13 protein-coding genes are annotated in these 14,804 nt (G+C 68.5%); 5 read left to right on the top strand and 8 right to left on the bottom strand.

Annotated features, from left to right (window positions below; all coding sequences use genetic code 11):
* Positions 1-6: 6 nt before the first annotated feature.
* The 4 genes from ACFV15_RS04910 to ACFV15_RS04895 all read right to left on the bottom strand — a co-directional run bounded on the left by ACFV15_RS04910 (position 7) and on the right by ACFV15_RS04895 (position 6,785).
* Positions 7-1,119: a GAF domain-containing sensor histidine kinase gene (locus tag ACFV15_RS04910; protein ID WP_378348816.1), complete on the bottom strand. Its 1,113-nt coding sequence runs from the start codon at positions 1,117-1,119 to the stop codon at positions 7-9.
* A gap of 14 nt (positions 1,120-1,133) precedes the next feature.
* A complete protein-coding gene (gene cydD, locus ACFV15_RS04905) occupies positions 1,134-4,067 on the bottom strand; it encodes a thiol reductant ABC exporter subunit CydD (RefSeq protein ID WP_378348798.1) in 2,934 nt (977 codons plus the stop codon).
* Entirely contained in the window at positions 4,064-5,056 is a 993-nt protein-coding gene (cydB, locus tag ACFV15_RS04900; protein WP_378348797.1) for a cytochrome d ubiquinol oxidase subunit II, read from the bottom strand. Before cydB ends, cydD begins: the two co-directional genes overlap by 4 nt.
* Before the next feature lie 238 nt (positions 5,057-5,294).
* Positions 5,295-6,785, bottom strand: a complete 1,491-nt coding sequence (locus ACFV15_RS04895) for a cytochrome ubiquinol oxidase subunit I (protein WP_378348796.1) — start codon at positions 6,783-6,785, stop codon at positions 5,295-5,297.
* A gap of 145 nt (positions 6,786-6,930) precedes the next feature.
* On the opposite strand from ACFV15_RS04895, the gene ACFV15_RS04890 reads away from it, so the two are divergent.
* Positions 6,931-7,506, top strand: a complete 576-nt coding sequence (locus ACFV15_RS04890) for a hypothetical protein (protein WP_378348795.1) — start codon at positions 6,931-6,933, stop codon at positions 7,504-7,506.
* Here ACFV15_RS04890 and ACFV15_RS04885 read toward each other — a convergent pair.
* On the bottom strand, positions 7,477-8,430 hold the full coding sequence (locus ACFV15_RS04885) for a S41 family peptidase (RefSeq protein ID WP_378348794.1): 954 nt from the start codon (positions 8,428-8,430) through the stop codon (positions 7,477-7,479). The genes ACFV15_RS04890 and ACFV15_RS04885 overlap by 30 nt on opposite strands.
* Positions 8,427-8,747 (bottom strand): divalent-cation tolerance protein CutA, encoded by a 321-nt coding sequence (gene cutA / locus ACFV15_RS04880; RefSeq protein WP_378348793.1) that lies wholly within the window; start codon positions 8,745-8,747, stop codon positions 8,427-8,429. Before cutA ends, ACFV15_RS04885 begins: the two co-directional genes overlap by 4 nt.
* Before the next feature lie 177 nt (positions 8,748-8,924).
* Between cutA and ACFV15_RS04875 the strand changes: the two genes are divergently transcribed.
* The gene (locus tag ACFV15_RS04875; protein ID WP_378348815.1) at positions 8,925-9,518 is read left to right on the top strand and encodes a TMEM165/GDT1 family protein; all 594 of its coding nucleotides are present in this window, start codon (positions 8,925-8,927) and stop codon (positions 9,516-9,518) included.
* A gap of 123 nt (positions 9,519-9,641) precedes the next feature.
* Positions 9,642-10,223, top strand: a complete 582-nt coding sequence (locus ACFV15_RS04870) for a DUF998 domain-containing protein (RefSeq protein WP_378348814.1) — start codon at positions 9,642-9,644, stop codon at positions 10,221-10,223.
* Here ACFV15_RS04870 and ACFV15_RS04865 read toward each other — a convergent pair.
* Complete coding sequence (locus ACFV15_RS04865) at positions 10,204-10,833, bottom strand: IclR family transcriptional regulator (protein ID WP_378348792.1); 630 nt, start codon at positions 10,831-10,833, stop codon at positions 10,204-10,206. The two genes, ACFV15_RS04870 and ACFV15_RS04865, sit on opposite strands and share 20 nt — an antisense overlap.
* The gene (locus ACFV15_RS04860) at positions 10,830-11,684 is read right to left on the bottom strand and encodes a hypothetical protein (protein ID WP_378348813.1); all 855 of its coding nucleotides are present in this window, start codon (positions 11,682-11,684) and stop codon (positions 10,830-10,832) included. Before ACFV15_RS04860 ends, ACFV15_RS04865 begins: the two co-directional genes overlap by 4 nt.
* An 85-nt stretch (positions 11,685-11,769) precedes the next feature.
* Here ACFV15_RS04860 and ACFV15_RS04855 point away from each other — a divergent pair, with 85 nt between their 5' ends.
* Positions 11,770-12,945 (top strand): homogentisate 1,2-dioxygenase, encoded by a 1,176-nt coding sequence (locus ACFV15_RS04855; RefSeq protein WP_378348791.1) that lies wholly within the window; start codon positions 11,770-11,772, stop codon positions 12,943-12,945.
* A 71-nt stretch (positions 12,946-13,016) separates the two neighbouring features.
* The gene (locus ACFV15_RS04850) at positions 13,017-14,804 is read left to right on the top strand and encodes a substrate-binding domain-containing protein (RefSeq protein ID WP_378348790.1); all 1,788 of its coding nucleotides are present in this window, start codon (positions 13,017-13,019) and stop codon (positions 14,802-14,804) included.

The raw sequence follows: 14,804 nt of genomic DNA, 5'->3' as shown, positions 1-14,804 counted from the left end.
ACCAAGCTAGCCCAGTGGGAGGTCGAACGCGACGAGTGTGCCCATGCTGGGTGAGGAATTGAGCGAGAAATGGCCGCCGGCCGTTTCGGCGCGTTCGGCGAGGTGGCGCAGGCCTCGGGTGGCGACGCCTTGGGGTACGCCGGATCCGTTGTCGCGGACGCGGAGTTTCACGCCTTCGGTGTCACGGGTGAGGGTGACCCTGGTTTCGCTGGCGCCGGAATGCCTGACCACATTGGACAGTGCTTCGCGGAGAGCGGCGCGGACGTGGTCGGCTGGTTCGGCCGGAATGTCGGCGAATTCGCCGGAAAGTTCGAGGGTGGGCGGGAACCCGAGTAGTTCGCCCGCGATGCGCACCTCGCCGCGGACGGACTCGGCGAGGTCGGTGGTCTCGGGTTCGGGGTCCGGTGAGCGCAGTGCGCGGACGGTGCCGCGGATCTCTTCGATGGTCTCGTCGAGCTGGTCGATGGCCTCGCCGAGGCGGGCGCCGTCGGCTTGGGCGAAGCGTTTGCGCATGCGTTTGCGGACCCGGTCCAGCTGCATGCCCGCGCCGTAAAGACGCTGGATGATGACGTCGTGGAGTTCGCGGGCGATGCGCTCGCGCTCTTGGTAGAGCGTGACGCGGTGGCGGGCGTTGGCGCCCTCGGCGAGCGCGAGCACGACTCCCGCCTGTGCGGCGAACGCGGTCAGCACCTCGACGGTCGCCGGGGAAAACGGGTCGGCGCCATGCGGGCGGTAGACCGTCAGCGCGCCGAGCACGCGGCCACTCGCGCCGAACGGGGCCGCCGCGAAAGGGCCGAACCGCTTGAGCTCGTCGGGGACGAACGGTGCCGTGCGGGGGTCGGTGGTGAAGTCGTCGGTCACGATCGTCTCGCCGCCGCGCGCGACTCGGCCTGCCGCGGAATCCGCAGGCAGCACCAGGCCACGGATGTCTGCGCTGCCGGCTTCGACGATGACGCCCTCGTCGGTGCGGACCATGATCAGGCCGAGCTCGGCTTCGGCCAGTTCGGCGGCGCGGCGGACGACCGTCTCGAGCACCGCGCCCGGGTCGTCGCCGGACAGCGCGGTGGTGGTGATTTCGGTGGCGGCGGACAGTGCGCGCGCGGCGAGTGTCGGATCCATGAGCTGGGTCAACATTAGAGGATCCGGCCGCCCTGGACCTCCCAAATGAGGTCGGCGTCGTCGGCTTCGTCGGCGTGGTGGGTGACCTGGATGACCGTGCGGCCGTCGAGTGCGCGGCGGAGGTTGGCGCGCAGCTTGCGCGCGGTCGGCTCGTCGAGGTGCGCGGTGGGCTCGTCGAGGAGCACGACCTCCGCGTCCGGCGCCGCGAGCAACGCGCGAGCGAGCGCGACGCGCTGGGCTTCGCCGCCGGAGAGGCCGGTTCCGCCGCTGCCGAGCCGACGTTCGAGCGCGACATCGGGCAAAACGGCCAGGTCGAGTGCCTCGCGGAGTTGCTCGTCGGTGGCCATGGGGTCGCCGAGTCGCAGGTTCTCGGCGACCGTGGTCGCGACGAGTTGCGGCTCCTGCGGGGCCCATGCCACGCGATGCGTGACGGCGAGCCTGGCGAGCAGTGTCGACTTCCCGGCTCCGGACGGTCCGACGACGGCGACGTACTTTCCGTGCGGGAGCTCGATTTCCATGGGTTCGAGCGGGGTTTCGGCCGGGATTTCGAGTCGGGCGTGCGCTTGGCGGAGCTCATCCCAGTGCTGGGCGACGGGTGGCAGCGTGACGAGTACTTCGGCGAGCGCGAGCGGGACGAGCGCCAGAATCGGTGCTTCGACGCCAGGGGCGGCGATGAAGGTGCAGACGACCGCGGCGGCTCCCATGGCCAACGCGATGAGTGCTTCGGCGGCCCCCGCGCCGAAGGCCTGGCGCCGGGCGTCGGCGGCGAGCCTGGCGTCGGCTTCGGCGAGTTCGCGGCGTCGACGGCGGTCCGCGCCGAACGCCATCAGCTCGGCCGAGGATTCGAAAAGCCCGAGCAGGCGGGTGGTGACCAGGCGGCGGCCGGCGGCGAGCGCGGAGGTCGAGTTCCGTTCGAGCTTGAGCGCGAGTGCCGGCGCGGCGAGTCCGCCGATGAGCGCGGCGATGGCGAGCACGAGCCCGGCCGCCGGGAGGATCGCGGTCTGCACGGCGACGGCACCCGCGACGACCAGCGCCGCGATGAGGGGCGGCGTCAGCGTGCGCGGCAGCAGGTCGCGGACGGTGTCGACGTCGTCGACCAGGCGCTGACGGCCTTCGGCGGTGTCGATCCGGCTGAGCTTGAGCCAGGTGCGCACACGCAGGCGGCCCGCGATGCGGAAGGCCGCGTCGTGCGTGACCAGGCGTTCCCAGTAGCGCAGCGTGGCGCGGCCGAGGCCGAACGCGCGGACGCCGACGATCGCGACGGTCAGGGTGAGCATCGGCGGCTGCAGCGAGGCTTTGGCGATCAGCCAGGCCGAGGTCGCTGTCAGTGCTATTCCGGCTAGCAGTGCTAGCGAACCTAGCGCCGCTCCACCGAGCAGGTGGCCGTCGATGAGCTCGCGGAGGCTGGGTTTCGCGAGCTTCCCGGTCTGGTGGCGATGCGGAGGCGCCGCGCCCGGCGGGACCTCGACGGGCTTGGTGCGGTCGTGTGCGGCGATGACGACGGCGGCGCCCGCGTCGGCGGCGGCCTCGACGGCGATCATCACCTCGGCGGTGTGCCCGGCGTCGAGATGCGCGGTCGGCTCGTCGAGCAGCAGCAACCAGGCGCCGTTGCGGACACGGACGAGCGCGCGTGCGACGGCGACGCGCTGGCGTTCGCCGATGGAAAGTTCGCTCACCTGGCGGTCCAGGAACCCGTCGAGGCCGAGCGGGACGTCGGTGAACTCGCCTGCGAGTTCGAGTTCGCCGCGCACCGTGCCGCCGGTGAAACGCGGCGACTGCGGGACCCAGGCGACGTTCTCGCGCCAGGCGACCCGGTCGAAGTCGGCCAGCGCACGACCGTCGACCGTGATCGTGCCGTCCGTCGGCTGGACGAAACCGAGCAGCGCGGCGAAGGTCGTCGACTTCCCGGCGCCGCTGGGTGCGCGGAGCCAGGCGATCTCGCCGGGTCGCACGGTGAACGACTCGCCCTCGCGCTCTCCGACACGCAGATCGTCGACGCGGACCAGGCCTTTCGACGGTTTCGCGGTGCCTTCACCGGGTGCGGGTTCGTCGAGGATTTCGGTGACGCGGCGGACGGCTTCGACGCCGTCCTCGCTGGCGTGGAAAGCCGCGCCGACCGAACGCAGCGGCTGGTAGCACTCGGGAACCAGGATGAGCACGCCGAGCCCGATGGCGAGCGACAGATCACCCGACACGAGCCGCACGCCGATGACGACTGCGACCACCGCGACCGAGAGCGTGGCCGCGAGTTCGAGCACGAAAGCCGAGGCGAAAGCGGTCTTGAGCGTCTGGACCGTGGCGCGGCGATGGCGTTCCGACACCCGGCGGACAGTCTCGGCCTGCGCTTCCGCGCGCCGGAACGCGGCGAGCACGGGCAGCGCGCGGACGAGTTCGAGCAGCGTCGCGGACAACGCGTGCGCGGCGTCGGTCGCCTTCGGGACGCGATCGGCCGTGTACTTGCCGACGAGGATCGCGAACATCGGCAGCAGCGGCACGGTCACCACGAGGATCACCGCGGACGGCCAGTCCGCGAACAGCACGGCCGCGCCGGCGCCGAGCGGTACGACCGCGGCCGTGACCAGCGACGGCAGGTAGGTGGTGAAGTAGGCGTCGAGCGCGTCGAGCCCCTTGGTGGTCAACGTGGTCAGCTCGGCGGTGCCATGGCGCTGGATCCACTCCGGACCGAGCCGCAGCGCGCGGTCGACGGCCTTGGCGCGGAGTTCCTCTTTGGCACCGGCGGCCGCGCGGGCGCTGACGACCTTGGTCGCCCAGGTGATGCCCGCCCTGCCCACGACCGTCGCGGCGAGTAACGCCAGGTTCCCTGGGTGTCCATTGTGGACCAGCTGGGCGAGCGCGCCCGCGAGCAGGAATGCCTGAGCGACCAGCAATCCGGCGTTGACCAGCGCGAGCGCGCCGGTCGCCGCCAGTGCCCGCTTCGGGATGATCATGACGGGATGTGGGCAGTGGACAGCCGCTTGCGGAACACCCAGTAGGTCCAGCCCTGGTAAATGAGCACCGCGGGCGCGCCGAACGCGGAAACCCAGGTCATCACTTCCAGTGTGTACGGACTGGAAGCCGCGCTGGCGACGGTCAATGCGTTGGCCGGGTCACCGGTCGACGGGAGCACGGCCGGGAACAGCGCGCCGAACATGGTCACGGCCGTCGCGACCATGAGCAGTCCGAGCGCGGCGAACGCCTGGCCGTCGCGGTCGTTCTGGAGCCGCCACCATGCGATTGGTGCCGCGACGAGCGCGATGACAAGCGGCACGAGCGTCCAGGCTTCGCCTTCACGTACTTGGATCAGCACCAGGAAGGCGATGAGCGGCAGCAGCGCGGGGAACAGCCGCAGCGCGGTCCTCTTGGCGCGTTCGCGGAAGTCGCCGCTGGTCTTGAGCGCGAGGAAGGTCGCGCCGTGGACCAGCGAGAAGCCGACGATGGCGAGCGCGCCGAGCAGTGTGTCCCAGCGGATCGCTTCGAACGGCGAGCCGACACGGTTGCCGTTGGCGTCGAGAGGGAGGCCGAGGACCGTGGTCGCGAGCAGCAGGCCGACGCCGAGCGGCGGCACCCACGAGCCGAAGATGATCAGTTTGTCGAAGGCGGCGCGCCACTTCGCGGAGTCGACCTTGCCGCGGTACTCGAACGCGACGCCGCGACCGATGAGCGCCAGCACGATCAAGAGGACCACCAGGTAGCTGCCCGAAAGCAGCGACGCGTACCAGCCGGGGAACGCGGCGAATGTGGCCGCGACCGCGACGATCAGCCAGACCTCGTTGCCGTCCCAGACCGGGCCGATCGTGTTGATCATCAGCCTGCGCTCGGTGTTGTTCTTGCCGAGGAACGGCAGGAGCATGCCGACGCCGAAGTCAAAGCCCTCGAGGAAGAGGTAGCCGAGCCAGAACAGGGCGATCACGCAGAACCAAAGCGTTTCGAGGCTCATGACACGTCCTTTCGGTGGCTCTCGCGCCGGTCGGCCGGTCCCGCTGCGTCGCCAATACCACGGCCGACTGACACTTCCGGGCGAATCCGGGCCGAAGCCCCGGAGTTATCCACAGTGGGGATAGTTGTCCACAGATCACCTGTGGACAGCCGCTCACAGGCCCGGCGCCGATACGATGGACGTGGGGCCGGCCCCCTGGGAGTGGCGGGGGATGGGATGCTGGGGTTCACGGCATTTCCTAGTAGGCGAAAGACAGTGGTTCGGTGCCGGATTCGTTGGGGCTCTTGGGTTTCTGCGGTGGCATGACCGCGTCGACGCCCCCGGTGACGTACTTGCGCATGAGGTAGATCTCGACCACCCCGAGCGCCGCGTAGACGAGGGTCAGGCTGATCAGGGATGTCCACACCTCGCCTGTGGACAACTGCGACACCGCGCGGGCGGTGAACATCCACACTCCGTCCACACCGGACGGATTAGGCGCCACCACGAACGGCTGACGGCCCATCTCGGTGAAGATCCAGCCCGCACTGTTGCCGAGGAACGGCGTCGCGATGGCGAGCATCGCGATCCGCGGTCCCCACTTGGTCGACGGGATCCGCCCGCGCCGCGTGAACCACAGCGCCAGCACCCCGACCCCGGCGCCGACCGCGCCGAACCCGATCATCATCCGGAAGCCCCAGTAGGTGACCGGCAGGTTCGGCACGTAGTCGATCGGCTTGCCCGAAAGCTCCCCCAGCGCCGGATCGACCGGATAGTTGGTGCCGTACTTAGCCTGGTACTCGGTGATCAGGTCTTCGACGCCCTTGACCTCGGTCGAGAAGTCGTTGTGCGCCAGGAACGAGAGCAGCGCCGGCACGCTGAACGTCTTGACGTCCTCGCAGTTCGCGCCACGCACGTCACCGATCGCGATGATCGAGAAGCTGGCCGGCTTTTCGGTGTGGCACAAGGCTTCCGCCGACGCCATCTTCATCGGCTGCTGCTCGAACATCAGCTTGCCCTGCGCGTCGCCGGTGACGGCCAGCGCCGCGAACGCGACCACGCCGACCCAGCCACCGAGCCGCAACGACGAACGCCAGACTTCACGATGCGGTTCGTCCGACTCGTTCCGCTTGCGCCACAGGTGCCAAGCCGCGACGCCGACCAGGAACGCCGCCGCCACCGAGAAAGCACCCGCGATCGTGTGCGGGATGGCGGCGAGCGCCGTGTTGTTGGTGAGCACCGCGCCGATCGAGGTGAGCCTCGGCCGCCCGTCGACGATCTCCGCGCCGACCGGGTGCTGCATCCACGAGTTCGCCGCGAGGATGAAGTACGCGGACGCCATCGTCGCCAGCGAAAACGCCCAAGCACACGCCAAATGGACCTTTTTGGACAGCCGGTCCCAGCCGAAGATCCACAGCCCCAGGAACGTCGACTCGATGAAGAACGCGAACAGCCCCTCCATCGCCAGCGGCGCGCCGAACACGTCGCCGACGAACCGCGAGTACGCGCTCCACGTCATCCCGAACTGGAACTCCTGCACCAGCCCGGTCACCACGCCCATGGCGAAGTTGACCAGCAGCAGCTTGCCCCAGAACTTGGTCATTTTCAGGTACTTCAGGTTCCCCGTGCGTACCCACGCGGTCTGCATCCCCGCCACGAGCAGGGAAAGACCGATGGTCAGCGGGACCATCAGGAAGTGGTAGACGGTGGTGATACCGAACTGCCAGCGAGCGAGTGCCAAGACGTCCACGCACCGAGCGTGCTCTGCCAAGGTCCCGGCCGCCAGTTCAAGTGGTCCTGATCATGCCGGGACTTAGGTCCTGCCCTCGCCGAACCGTGACCGGCTGCCGGTAACAAGCCGCGCGCAGGCAGCGTCGATCATGCAGGAGGCGCAGATGGTCACGACCGAGCCACAAGCGAAACGGACCCTGCTGGATCGGGTGATGATCCCGATGCTCGTCGCCGTGCTCGCGGTGGCGGGGTCGGCTGTCGGCTCGTTCACCGCGAACCTGGGAAACGCGGCCAATCAGCGCAGCCAGTTCGCTGAACAGAACGCCAGGGAAGATCGAGCGAAGAAAACCGAGGCGTACTCGACACTGATCGACGCCGCCAGTGCGTACTTCGAAGCAGCATCCACCGCCAATACCTGTGTGCGGATGAACCGGTTTCTGAAGCCGAACGATTCCGTGCTGTCCTTCTGTCCCGAGCAGATCACTTCCGCGAAAGCCCTTTACCCCGCCTACACCGCCGCGACGAGCAAGGTGGTGATCTACGGAAGTGAGGAGGCGTACCGGTTGTCAGCAGAAATGGGGCGCCTGCTGGCCAAGACCTACCCGACCTTCCAGGTGGGCACGAACGGCATTGAGTTCGCGGCAGTGCGGGTGGAGCGCCGGGAGTACGACGTTCCACGCGGTGACTTCATCAAGATGATGTGCCATGAACTACCGGCGGTCCCCAGGCGGAACTGCTAGCCGGGCTTCGTCCGCGACCTGGCGGCGGGCACCGGCGCCGCCCAGCGTCCGCACCTGTTCCAGCGCCAGTCCGTAAGCGACGGTGAAAGCGTCTTCGGCCGAAATGTCCGGCTGCACACCAACACCTTCCCAGTTCGAGCCCGACTTCGGGTTGATCGCCCGCGCGACGGGCACGGTGACGTCCAGGTGCTCGGCGAGCTTGAATCGGTCACATGGGTGCGCACCGCCCCGGGTGGCCGCCCCGACCGTCCGCGCGCGCCCGAGTTGCTGCAGCGAGTAGCTGAGGTCCTCGGCGCCGGAGAACGTGTCCGGTCCGGTCAGTATCCAGACCGGCTTCGTCCCGCCGAAACGGCGGCCGGGCACCCAGGCAGGTGACCAGAACTGCTCGGTGCGATCGCCTTCGCGGAAATAGAGGTCGTTGAGGTGCGTGCGCTCGTCGAGCAGATAGCCCGCCAGCAGCGCGACCGCCTCCGGGCTACCACCACGGTTACGCCGGACGTCGATGAGCAACGCGTCGGTCGACGCGAGCAACGTCATGGCAGCGGCGATCGCCGCACCGGACAGCTCCACGGGGTAGAAGAACGTCGTGTCCAGATATCCGACGTTGCCCGGCAGGCGTTCCGCACGCGCGATGCCGTAGCCGGTGAGCGCGGCCTCCTCACGCTCGAGGTCCGGCAACTCGGTTTCGTGGTCCTCGGCGATCGGGTCGACGTGGAAGCGCACCCGCAGGTGCTTGTCGTCGCTGCCTTGCCGCAGTTCCTCGGTGACGGCGGCGGCGAACTGCTCGTCGGTGCACGATTCGAAGGCGCACTGGTTCTGCCGCGTCCACAACCGGACCGCGATCCGCTGCGCGGCCTCGGGGAACACGTAGTGCTCGCCGAGCAGGCGCGAAATCTCATCGATCTGGCCACCTCGCTCGCTCATCGGGTCTCCTCCGCAAGCCAGGACAGGTACTCGGCGCTGCCGCCGACGATCGGGACGACGATGACCTCCGGCAGGTCATACGCGTGCTCGACCTTGAGGAACTCGGTCAGCTCCGGCGCACGGCGGGCGGCCGCCTTGATCTCGACGCGCCACTCGGTCTCGGTCCGCACCGCGCCTTCCCAGCGGTAGACGCTGGTGAGCGGGCCGACGATCTGGGCACAGGCGCCAAGCCTGGCCTCGATCGCACCGGTGGCGAGCGCGCGGGCGGCCGGCTCGGAGCTGACGGTGGTGGTCACCACGACATGTTCCACATCCATGAAATCACCCTACCGGAAACCGGAATTCGGCATGCCGAAAACACATTTCCGCCCGGCCGACAAAACAAATGGATCGCCACCAAAACCGTCGATTCGCAAATCCGATCTCCTTGAATCCACTGAACCCGCCCTTTATCGTTGCAGTAGAAGGAGCGTGAGAAACCGATGTCACCCGCTATGTGGGCTCTGATCAGCGCGTTCGGCCTAGTATTCGCCGTCGAGCTGCCGGACAAGACATTGGTCGCCACGCTCGTGTTGACAACGCGTTTCCGTGCCGCTCCGGTATTCGCCGGTGTCTGCGTCGCATTCGCCGTGCAATGTCTCTTCGCTGTCCTGTTCGGCAGTGCGCTGAAATTGCTGCCGGAGATTTTGCTGGCCGCGATCGTGGCGGTGCTGTTCGGGATCGGCGCGTTCATGCTGCTGCGCGAGGGCTTCACTCCGGGCAAGGACGGCGGCGAGGACGCCTCGCGCTCCGGGCCCTCGGCCGCGACGTTCGCGCGGTCCGCGCTGACCTCGTTCGGCGTGCTGTTCGCCGCCGAGTGGGGTGACGCGTCCCAGCTCGCGACAGCCAGCCTGGCCGCGCGGATCGGCCAGCCGTTCGCGGTCGGTCTCGGCGCTTTCGTCGCATTGGTCACGGTCGCCGGACTCGCCGTGTTCATCGGCGCCAAGGTGCGCAGCCGGATCCGGCCCAAGCTGATTCAGCGTGTCGCTGGCTTCATTTTCGCCGGGTTCGCCCTATTCGCGGCCATTCAGACATTGTCGCTCACGTAGTTTTTGGCCCTCACAGGTCCGCTCGGTAGCCTGGGCAGAACGTCCAGATGAACCAGCGATGAACTGGAGCCTGCTCTGAGCACCCCCGTCTCCCCCGTGCACGGGCGGCTCGCACTCGCCGGAATGGCCGTGGCGGTCGCGATCGCGGCCGATCTCCACCTGCGCCTGTCGAGCCGGATCAGCCCGGTCTGGCACACGCTGAGCGAGTACGTCTACGGCGGCTCGTCGTCCGCGCCGCTGTTCAGCGCGATGTGCCTGGCACTCGCACTCGGCTCGGTCGCGCTGCTGGCAGGCATCGCGAAGGCACGCCGTCAGCGCTCGGTACTCGTGCTGCTCGGTGTCTGGAGCCTCGGCCTGCTGATCATCGCCGCCTTCCCGGTCGACCCGGAGGGCGCGGCGCGCTCGTTCAGCGGGCAGGTACACAACTACGCGGCGCTCGCGGCGTTCATCGCGCTGCCGTCCGCGGCACTGACGCTGACCCGCATGGGCAACGTGAACTGCCCTTGGGAGCCGCGCCGGACGACCATCCGCAGGCTGGCGACCGCGAGCATCGTCAGCATCGTGCTGGTCTTCGGCGGCTTCCTCTTCAAGCTGCTCACCGGCCCGCAGCTGACGCTCGGCCTGTTCGAGCGGCTGCTGTTCACGATCGACCTGGCCTTGCTGGCGACCATGGTGCGGCCACTGCTCAGCGCAGCACCTCGGTGAGCGCGGCGGCGGCCGCCACCACCTGAGGCCCGACGACGGCTTCGTCCAGCGTCTCCAGCGACACCACACCGACGCTCGCGCGCAGCCCTGGCAGCCCCCGCACGGGAGCCGCGACGCCGACCGCGCCCGACTGCAGCTCGCCGACGGTCGTGATCCAGGCCTGGCTGTCGGACGGCCGCAACGCCATCGCCTTGCCTGCCGCGCCCGCGGTGAGCGGATGCCTGCTGCCGACCCGGTATGCGACGTGGAAGTTGGTCCACGACGGCTCGACCACGGCGACGGCCTGCGCCTGGTTGCCTTGCGCGACCGACAGATGCGCCGTCGCGCCGACCTTCTCGGCCAGCTCACGCAGCACCGGATGCGCCGCCTGCCGCAACTGCGGCAGCACTTCGCCTGCCAGCCGCAGCAACCCGACGCCGAGCCGCACCTTGTTCCCGTCACGCCAGACGAGCCCACGCTCGGACAGCGGAACCAGCAGCCGGTAGACGGCCGCGCGGCTGGCCCCGATGGCGACCGCGAGCTCGGAGATGGTCGCCGCCTCGCCGCCGGCGTCCGCGACCGCCTGCAGCAGTGCGAGCCCGCGATCGAGCGTCAGCGACCCCTCGGTCACAACAGCCCGAGTTCCCCGAGGTCGGCGACCGGCTCGTCGAACGAGGCGGCCGCGTAGGACGCGAAGAGCCCGCGCACGGCCTTGGCGGCCGGCTCGGACAGCGACTTCGCCTCCTTCGCGAGCGCGTCGCCGTCCGTCGACTCCAGCGCGGCTCGCACGTCTCCGCCGGACAGGCAGCGCGCGGACGCCACGATCAGGTTCAGGAAGCCGTGGTGGACGAAGCCGGAGCCCTCCGCGGTATGCCGCACCGCGCGGTGCAGGCTGTTGGTCGCCTTGAAGGACGCGCCCTCGGCGCCGCTGACCACCGACAGGAAGTCGGCGACCTCGTCGACGCTCGGGAAGTTCTCGCCTGCCTGACCGCCGCAGCGGATCTTCGGCCAGCTGCCGTGCTCGATCACCTTCCGCACGCCATCGAGCCAGCCGACGCCGCGCCGCGGCTCGACCACACGGATGACGTCCTCCGGCACGAACTCGGAGACACGCTCCAGCCACACCTCGTCGACGTCCGACGGCGCAGGCATCTCGACCATCCGCAGCGCGAGCAGCTCACTGCGCGACTCGACGATCGAAATGGCCTTCGGCACGCCGCCGAGCCCGGTGTCGATGATCAGCGAAAGCGGAAGTGGCTGCTTCGGCTTGATCTTGATCAACTCGGTGATGAGCTCGGGCAGGCGCGACGCCTGGCACAGGAAAACACCCAGTACACCGGCGTGTTCGCCGGCCCTCGTCTCGAAGTGCGCCCGCAGTGCTTCGGGCATCTTCACCTCGGCGGGCGGGAAGAGCGCCGAGTCGTCGACAAGCCGCGCGAAGAGGGGAGGAGTTCCACGGGGACCTGGAGGAGTGAGTTCCACAGCGCTTGACACAGCTGACACGCTAGTAGCGTACGCTAAGAGAACAAAATCGTTCGATAGTCGGACACTTCTACGGAGCGAATCGATGCCTTACTACCGTCGGGTAGGCGAGATCCCCCACAAGAGGCACACCCAGTTCCGCAACCCCGAAGGCGGGCTGTACGCGGAAGAGCTGATGGGCGTGGAGGGGTTCTCCAACGACTCCGCACTGCTCTACCACCGCGGCCTGCCGACCGCGATCGTCGACGCGGTCGCCGTCGCCGAGGACCGCGGCTCGCTGCAGCCGAACCACCCGCTCAAGCCGCGCCACTTCAAGTCGCAGGACCTCAAGTTCGGCGCGGACGCCAACGCCGTCGACGACCGCCGCCGCCTGTTCGGCAACGCGGACGTGACCATCGGCTTCGTGGCCGCGACCGCGCCGAGCCCGCTGTACCGCAACGCGATCGGCGACGAGCTGCTCTACGTCCAGCGCGGCTCCGCGCGCGTCGAGACCATCTACGGCGTGCTCGACGTGGCTGACGGCGACTACCTGGTCATCCCGACGTCTTGCACCTATCGGGTGATTCCGAACGGCGAGATCACCCTGATGGCGCTCGAGGCGCGCGGCCACGTCGGCCCGCCGAAGCGCTACCTGTCGAACAAGGGCCAGTTCCTCGAGCACTCGCCGTACTGCGAGCGCGACATCCGCGGGCCAGAGTCGCCGCTGCTCGTCGAGGGCGAGGACGTCGAGGTGCTCGTCCGCCACCGCGCGGGGCTGACGAAGTTCACCTACGCCACGCACCCGTTCGATGTCGTTGGCTGGGACGGTTGCCTTTACCCGTGGGTGTTCAACATCCGCGATTTCGAGCCGATCACCGGCCGCGTGCACCAGCCGCCGCCCGTGCACCAGACGTTCGAGGGGCCGAACTTCGTGGTCTGCTCGTTCTGCCCGCGCAAGGTCGACTACCACCCCGAGTCGATCCCGGTGCCGTACAACCACGCGAACGTCGACTCCGACGAGCTGATGTTCTACGTCGGCGGAAACTACGAGGCCCGCAAGGGTTCCGGCATTTCCATTGGCTCGCTCTCGCTGCACCCGTCGGGCTTCACGCACGGCCCGCAGCCGGGTGCGGCGGAGGCCTCGATCGGCGCGGACTACTTCGACGAGACCGCGGTCATGATCGACACCTTCGCCCCGCTGGAGCTCGGCGAGGCTGCGAACGCTTCGGAAGATCCGGGCTACGCGTGGACCTGGTCCAAGCGCGGACCAGCTAACGGTTAGGCAACGCGAGAGATCTTCGCCTTGAGTCACTGGAGAATGACGGCTCCAGTGGCTCAAGGCGGAGGTCCCCGATGTCCCGCAAGACCCTCTCGTTCGTCGCGGCGATCGTCGTGGCGGCCGGGTTGATCGTCGGCCTGCGTTTGATCACCAGCGATGGCGAAACCGAAGGCGCCGCCGGAACCAAGTGCTCGGCGGCCGACGCGGTGAAGCTCACCGTCTCCGCCTCGCCGGAGAAGGCCGGGATCGTCGCCCAGATCGCGAACGACTACAACGGGCGGACCGTCGCAGGCCACTGCGTGGACGTGCTCGTGCAGTCCAAGCCATCCGGCACGACCACGCAGGCGCTCACCCGCGGGTGGAACGAGGCGGCCGACGGCCCCCGGCCGGACGTGTGGCTGCCGACCGCGAGCAGCTGGCTGACCCTGCTCAAGCAGCGACTGAGCGGTACCGACCATCCGACGATCCTCGCCGAAGGTGAGACGCCTTCCGTGGCCAGCTCGCCGCTGGTGATCGCCATGCCCAAGCCGATGGCCGAGGCGCTCGGCTGGCCAGGCAAGGGCATCGGCTGGCACGACCTGGCAGGACTGGCGACCGATCCGCAGGGCTGGGCCAAGTACGGCCACCCCGAATGGGGCAAGTTCCGGCTCGGCAAGACGAACCCGAATATCTCGACGTCGGGTCTCAACGCCACCATCGGCGCGTACTTCGCCGCCACCGGCACCTCGTCCGACCTCACCGCGGCCGACATCGACAAGCCCGAGGTGCGCGCGTTCGTCAGGAGTGTCGAGCAATCGATCGTGCACTACGGCGACAACACGCTGACCTTCCTGTCCAACCTGCTCGCCGCCGACGACCGGGGCGCGGCGATGTCGTACATCTCCGCGGTCGCGGTCGACGAAGCCTCACTGGTCGGCTACAACCAGGGCAATCCGACCAACGACCCGGCGAAGGCCGGGCAGCACGGTAAGCCGAAGGTGCCGCTCGTGGCGATCAGCCCGAGCGACGGCACGCTCAACTCCGACCACCCGTACGCGGTGCTGAACTGGGCCGATGACATCCACAAGCAGGTCGCGGCCGACTTCCTGGCGACCATGCGCGGACCGGACGCGCAGCAGAAGTTCTTCGCACTCGGTTTCCGCGGCTTCGACGGCAAGACCGGGCCGCAGGCGACCGCGGAGAACGGCGTCGACCCCGCCGCCAAGCTCAACCTGATCCGCCCGCCGGGCGCACCGGTGCTCGACAAGCTGCTCGCGTCGTGGGTGGAGCTGCGGAAGAAGGCCAACGTGCTGCTGGTGGTCGACGTGTCCGGCTCGATGGCCGACTCGGTCGACGGTACCGGCAAGAACAAGATGGAACTGGCGAAGCAGGCGGCCGTCACCTCACTCGGCCAGTTCTCCGATGCCGACCAGGTCGGCCTGTGGTCGTTCTCCACCAAACTCGACGGGAACCGGGACTACCGCGAGCTGGTGCCTGTGGCGCCGATGGGCCCGCAACGCGCCACGCTGAAGAGCAGGCTCGAAGGGCTCATCCCGCAGGGCGGCACCGGCCTTTACGACTCGTCGCTGGCCGCTTACCAGCACATCAAGCAGCATCTGGACCCGGACGCCATCAACGCGGTCGTCGTACTCACCGACGGACGGAACGAAGATCCCGGCGGCATCAGCATCGACAACCTGATCGCCGAGCTGCACTCGGAGGGCGACAGCGACGCCGTCCGGATGTTCACCATCGGTTATGGGTCGGACGCCGACCAGGAGATTCTGCGGCGGATCGCACAGGCGACGAACGCTTCGGCGTACGACTCGTCCAAAGCGGACACGATCGACCAGGTCTTCACCGCCGTCATTTCGAACTTCTAG

The organism is Amycolatopsis sp. NPDC059657, from assembly GCF_042734395.1.
Classification (GTDB): domain Bacteria; phylum Actinomycetota; class Actinomycetes; order Mycobacteriales; family Pseudonocardiaceae; genus Amycolatopsis.
The sequence above is the reverse complement of the archived record's forward strand: the minus strand, read 5'-3'. Positions and strand labels throughout refer to the sequence as shown.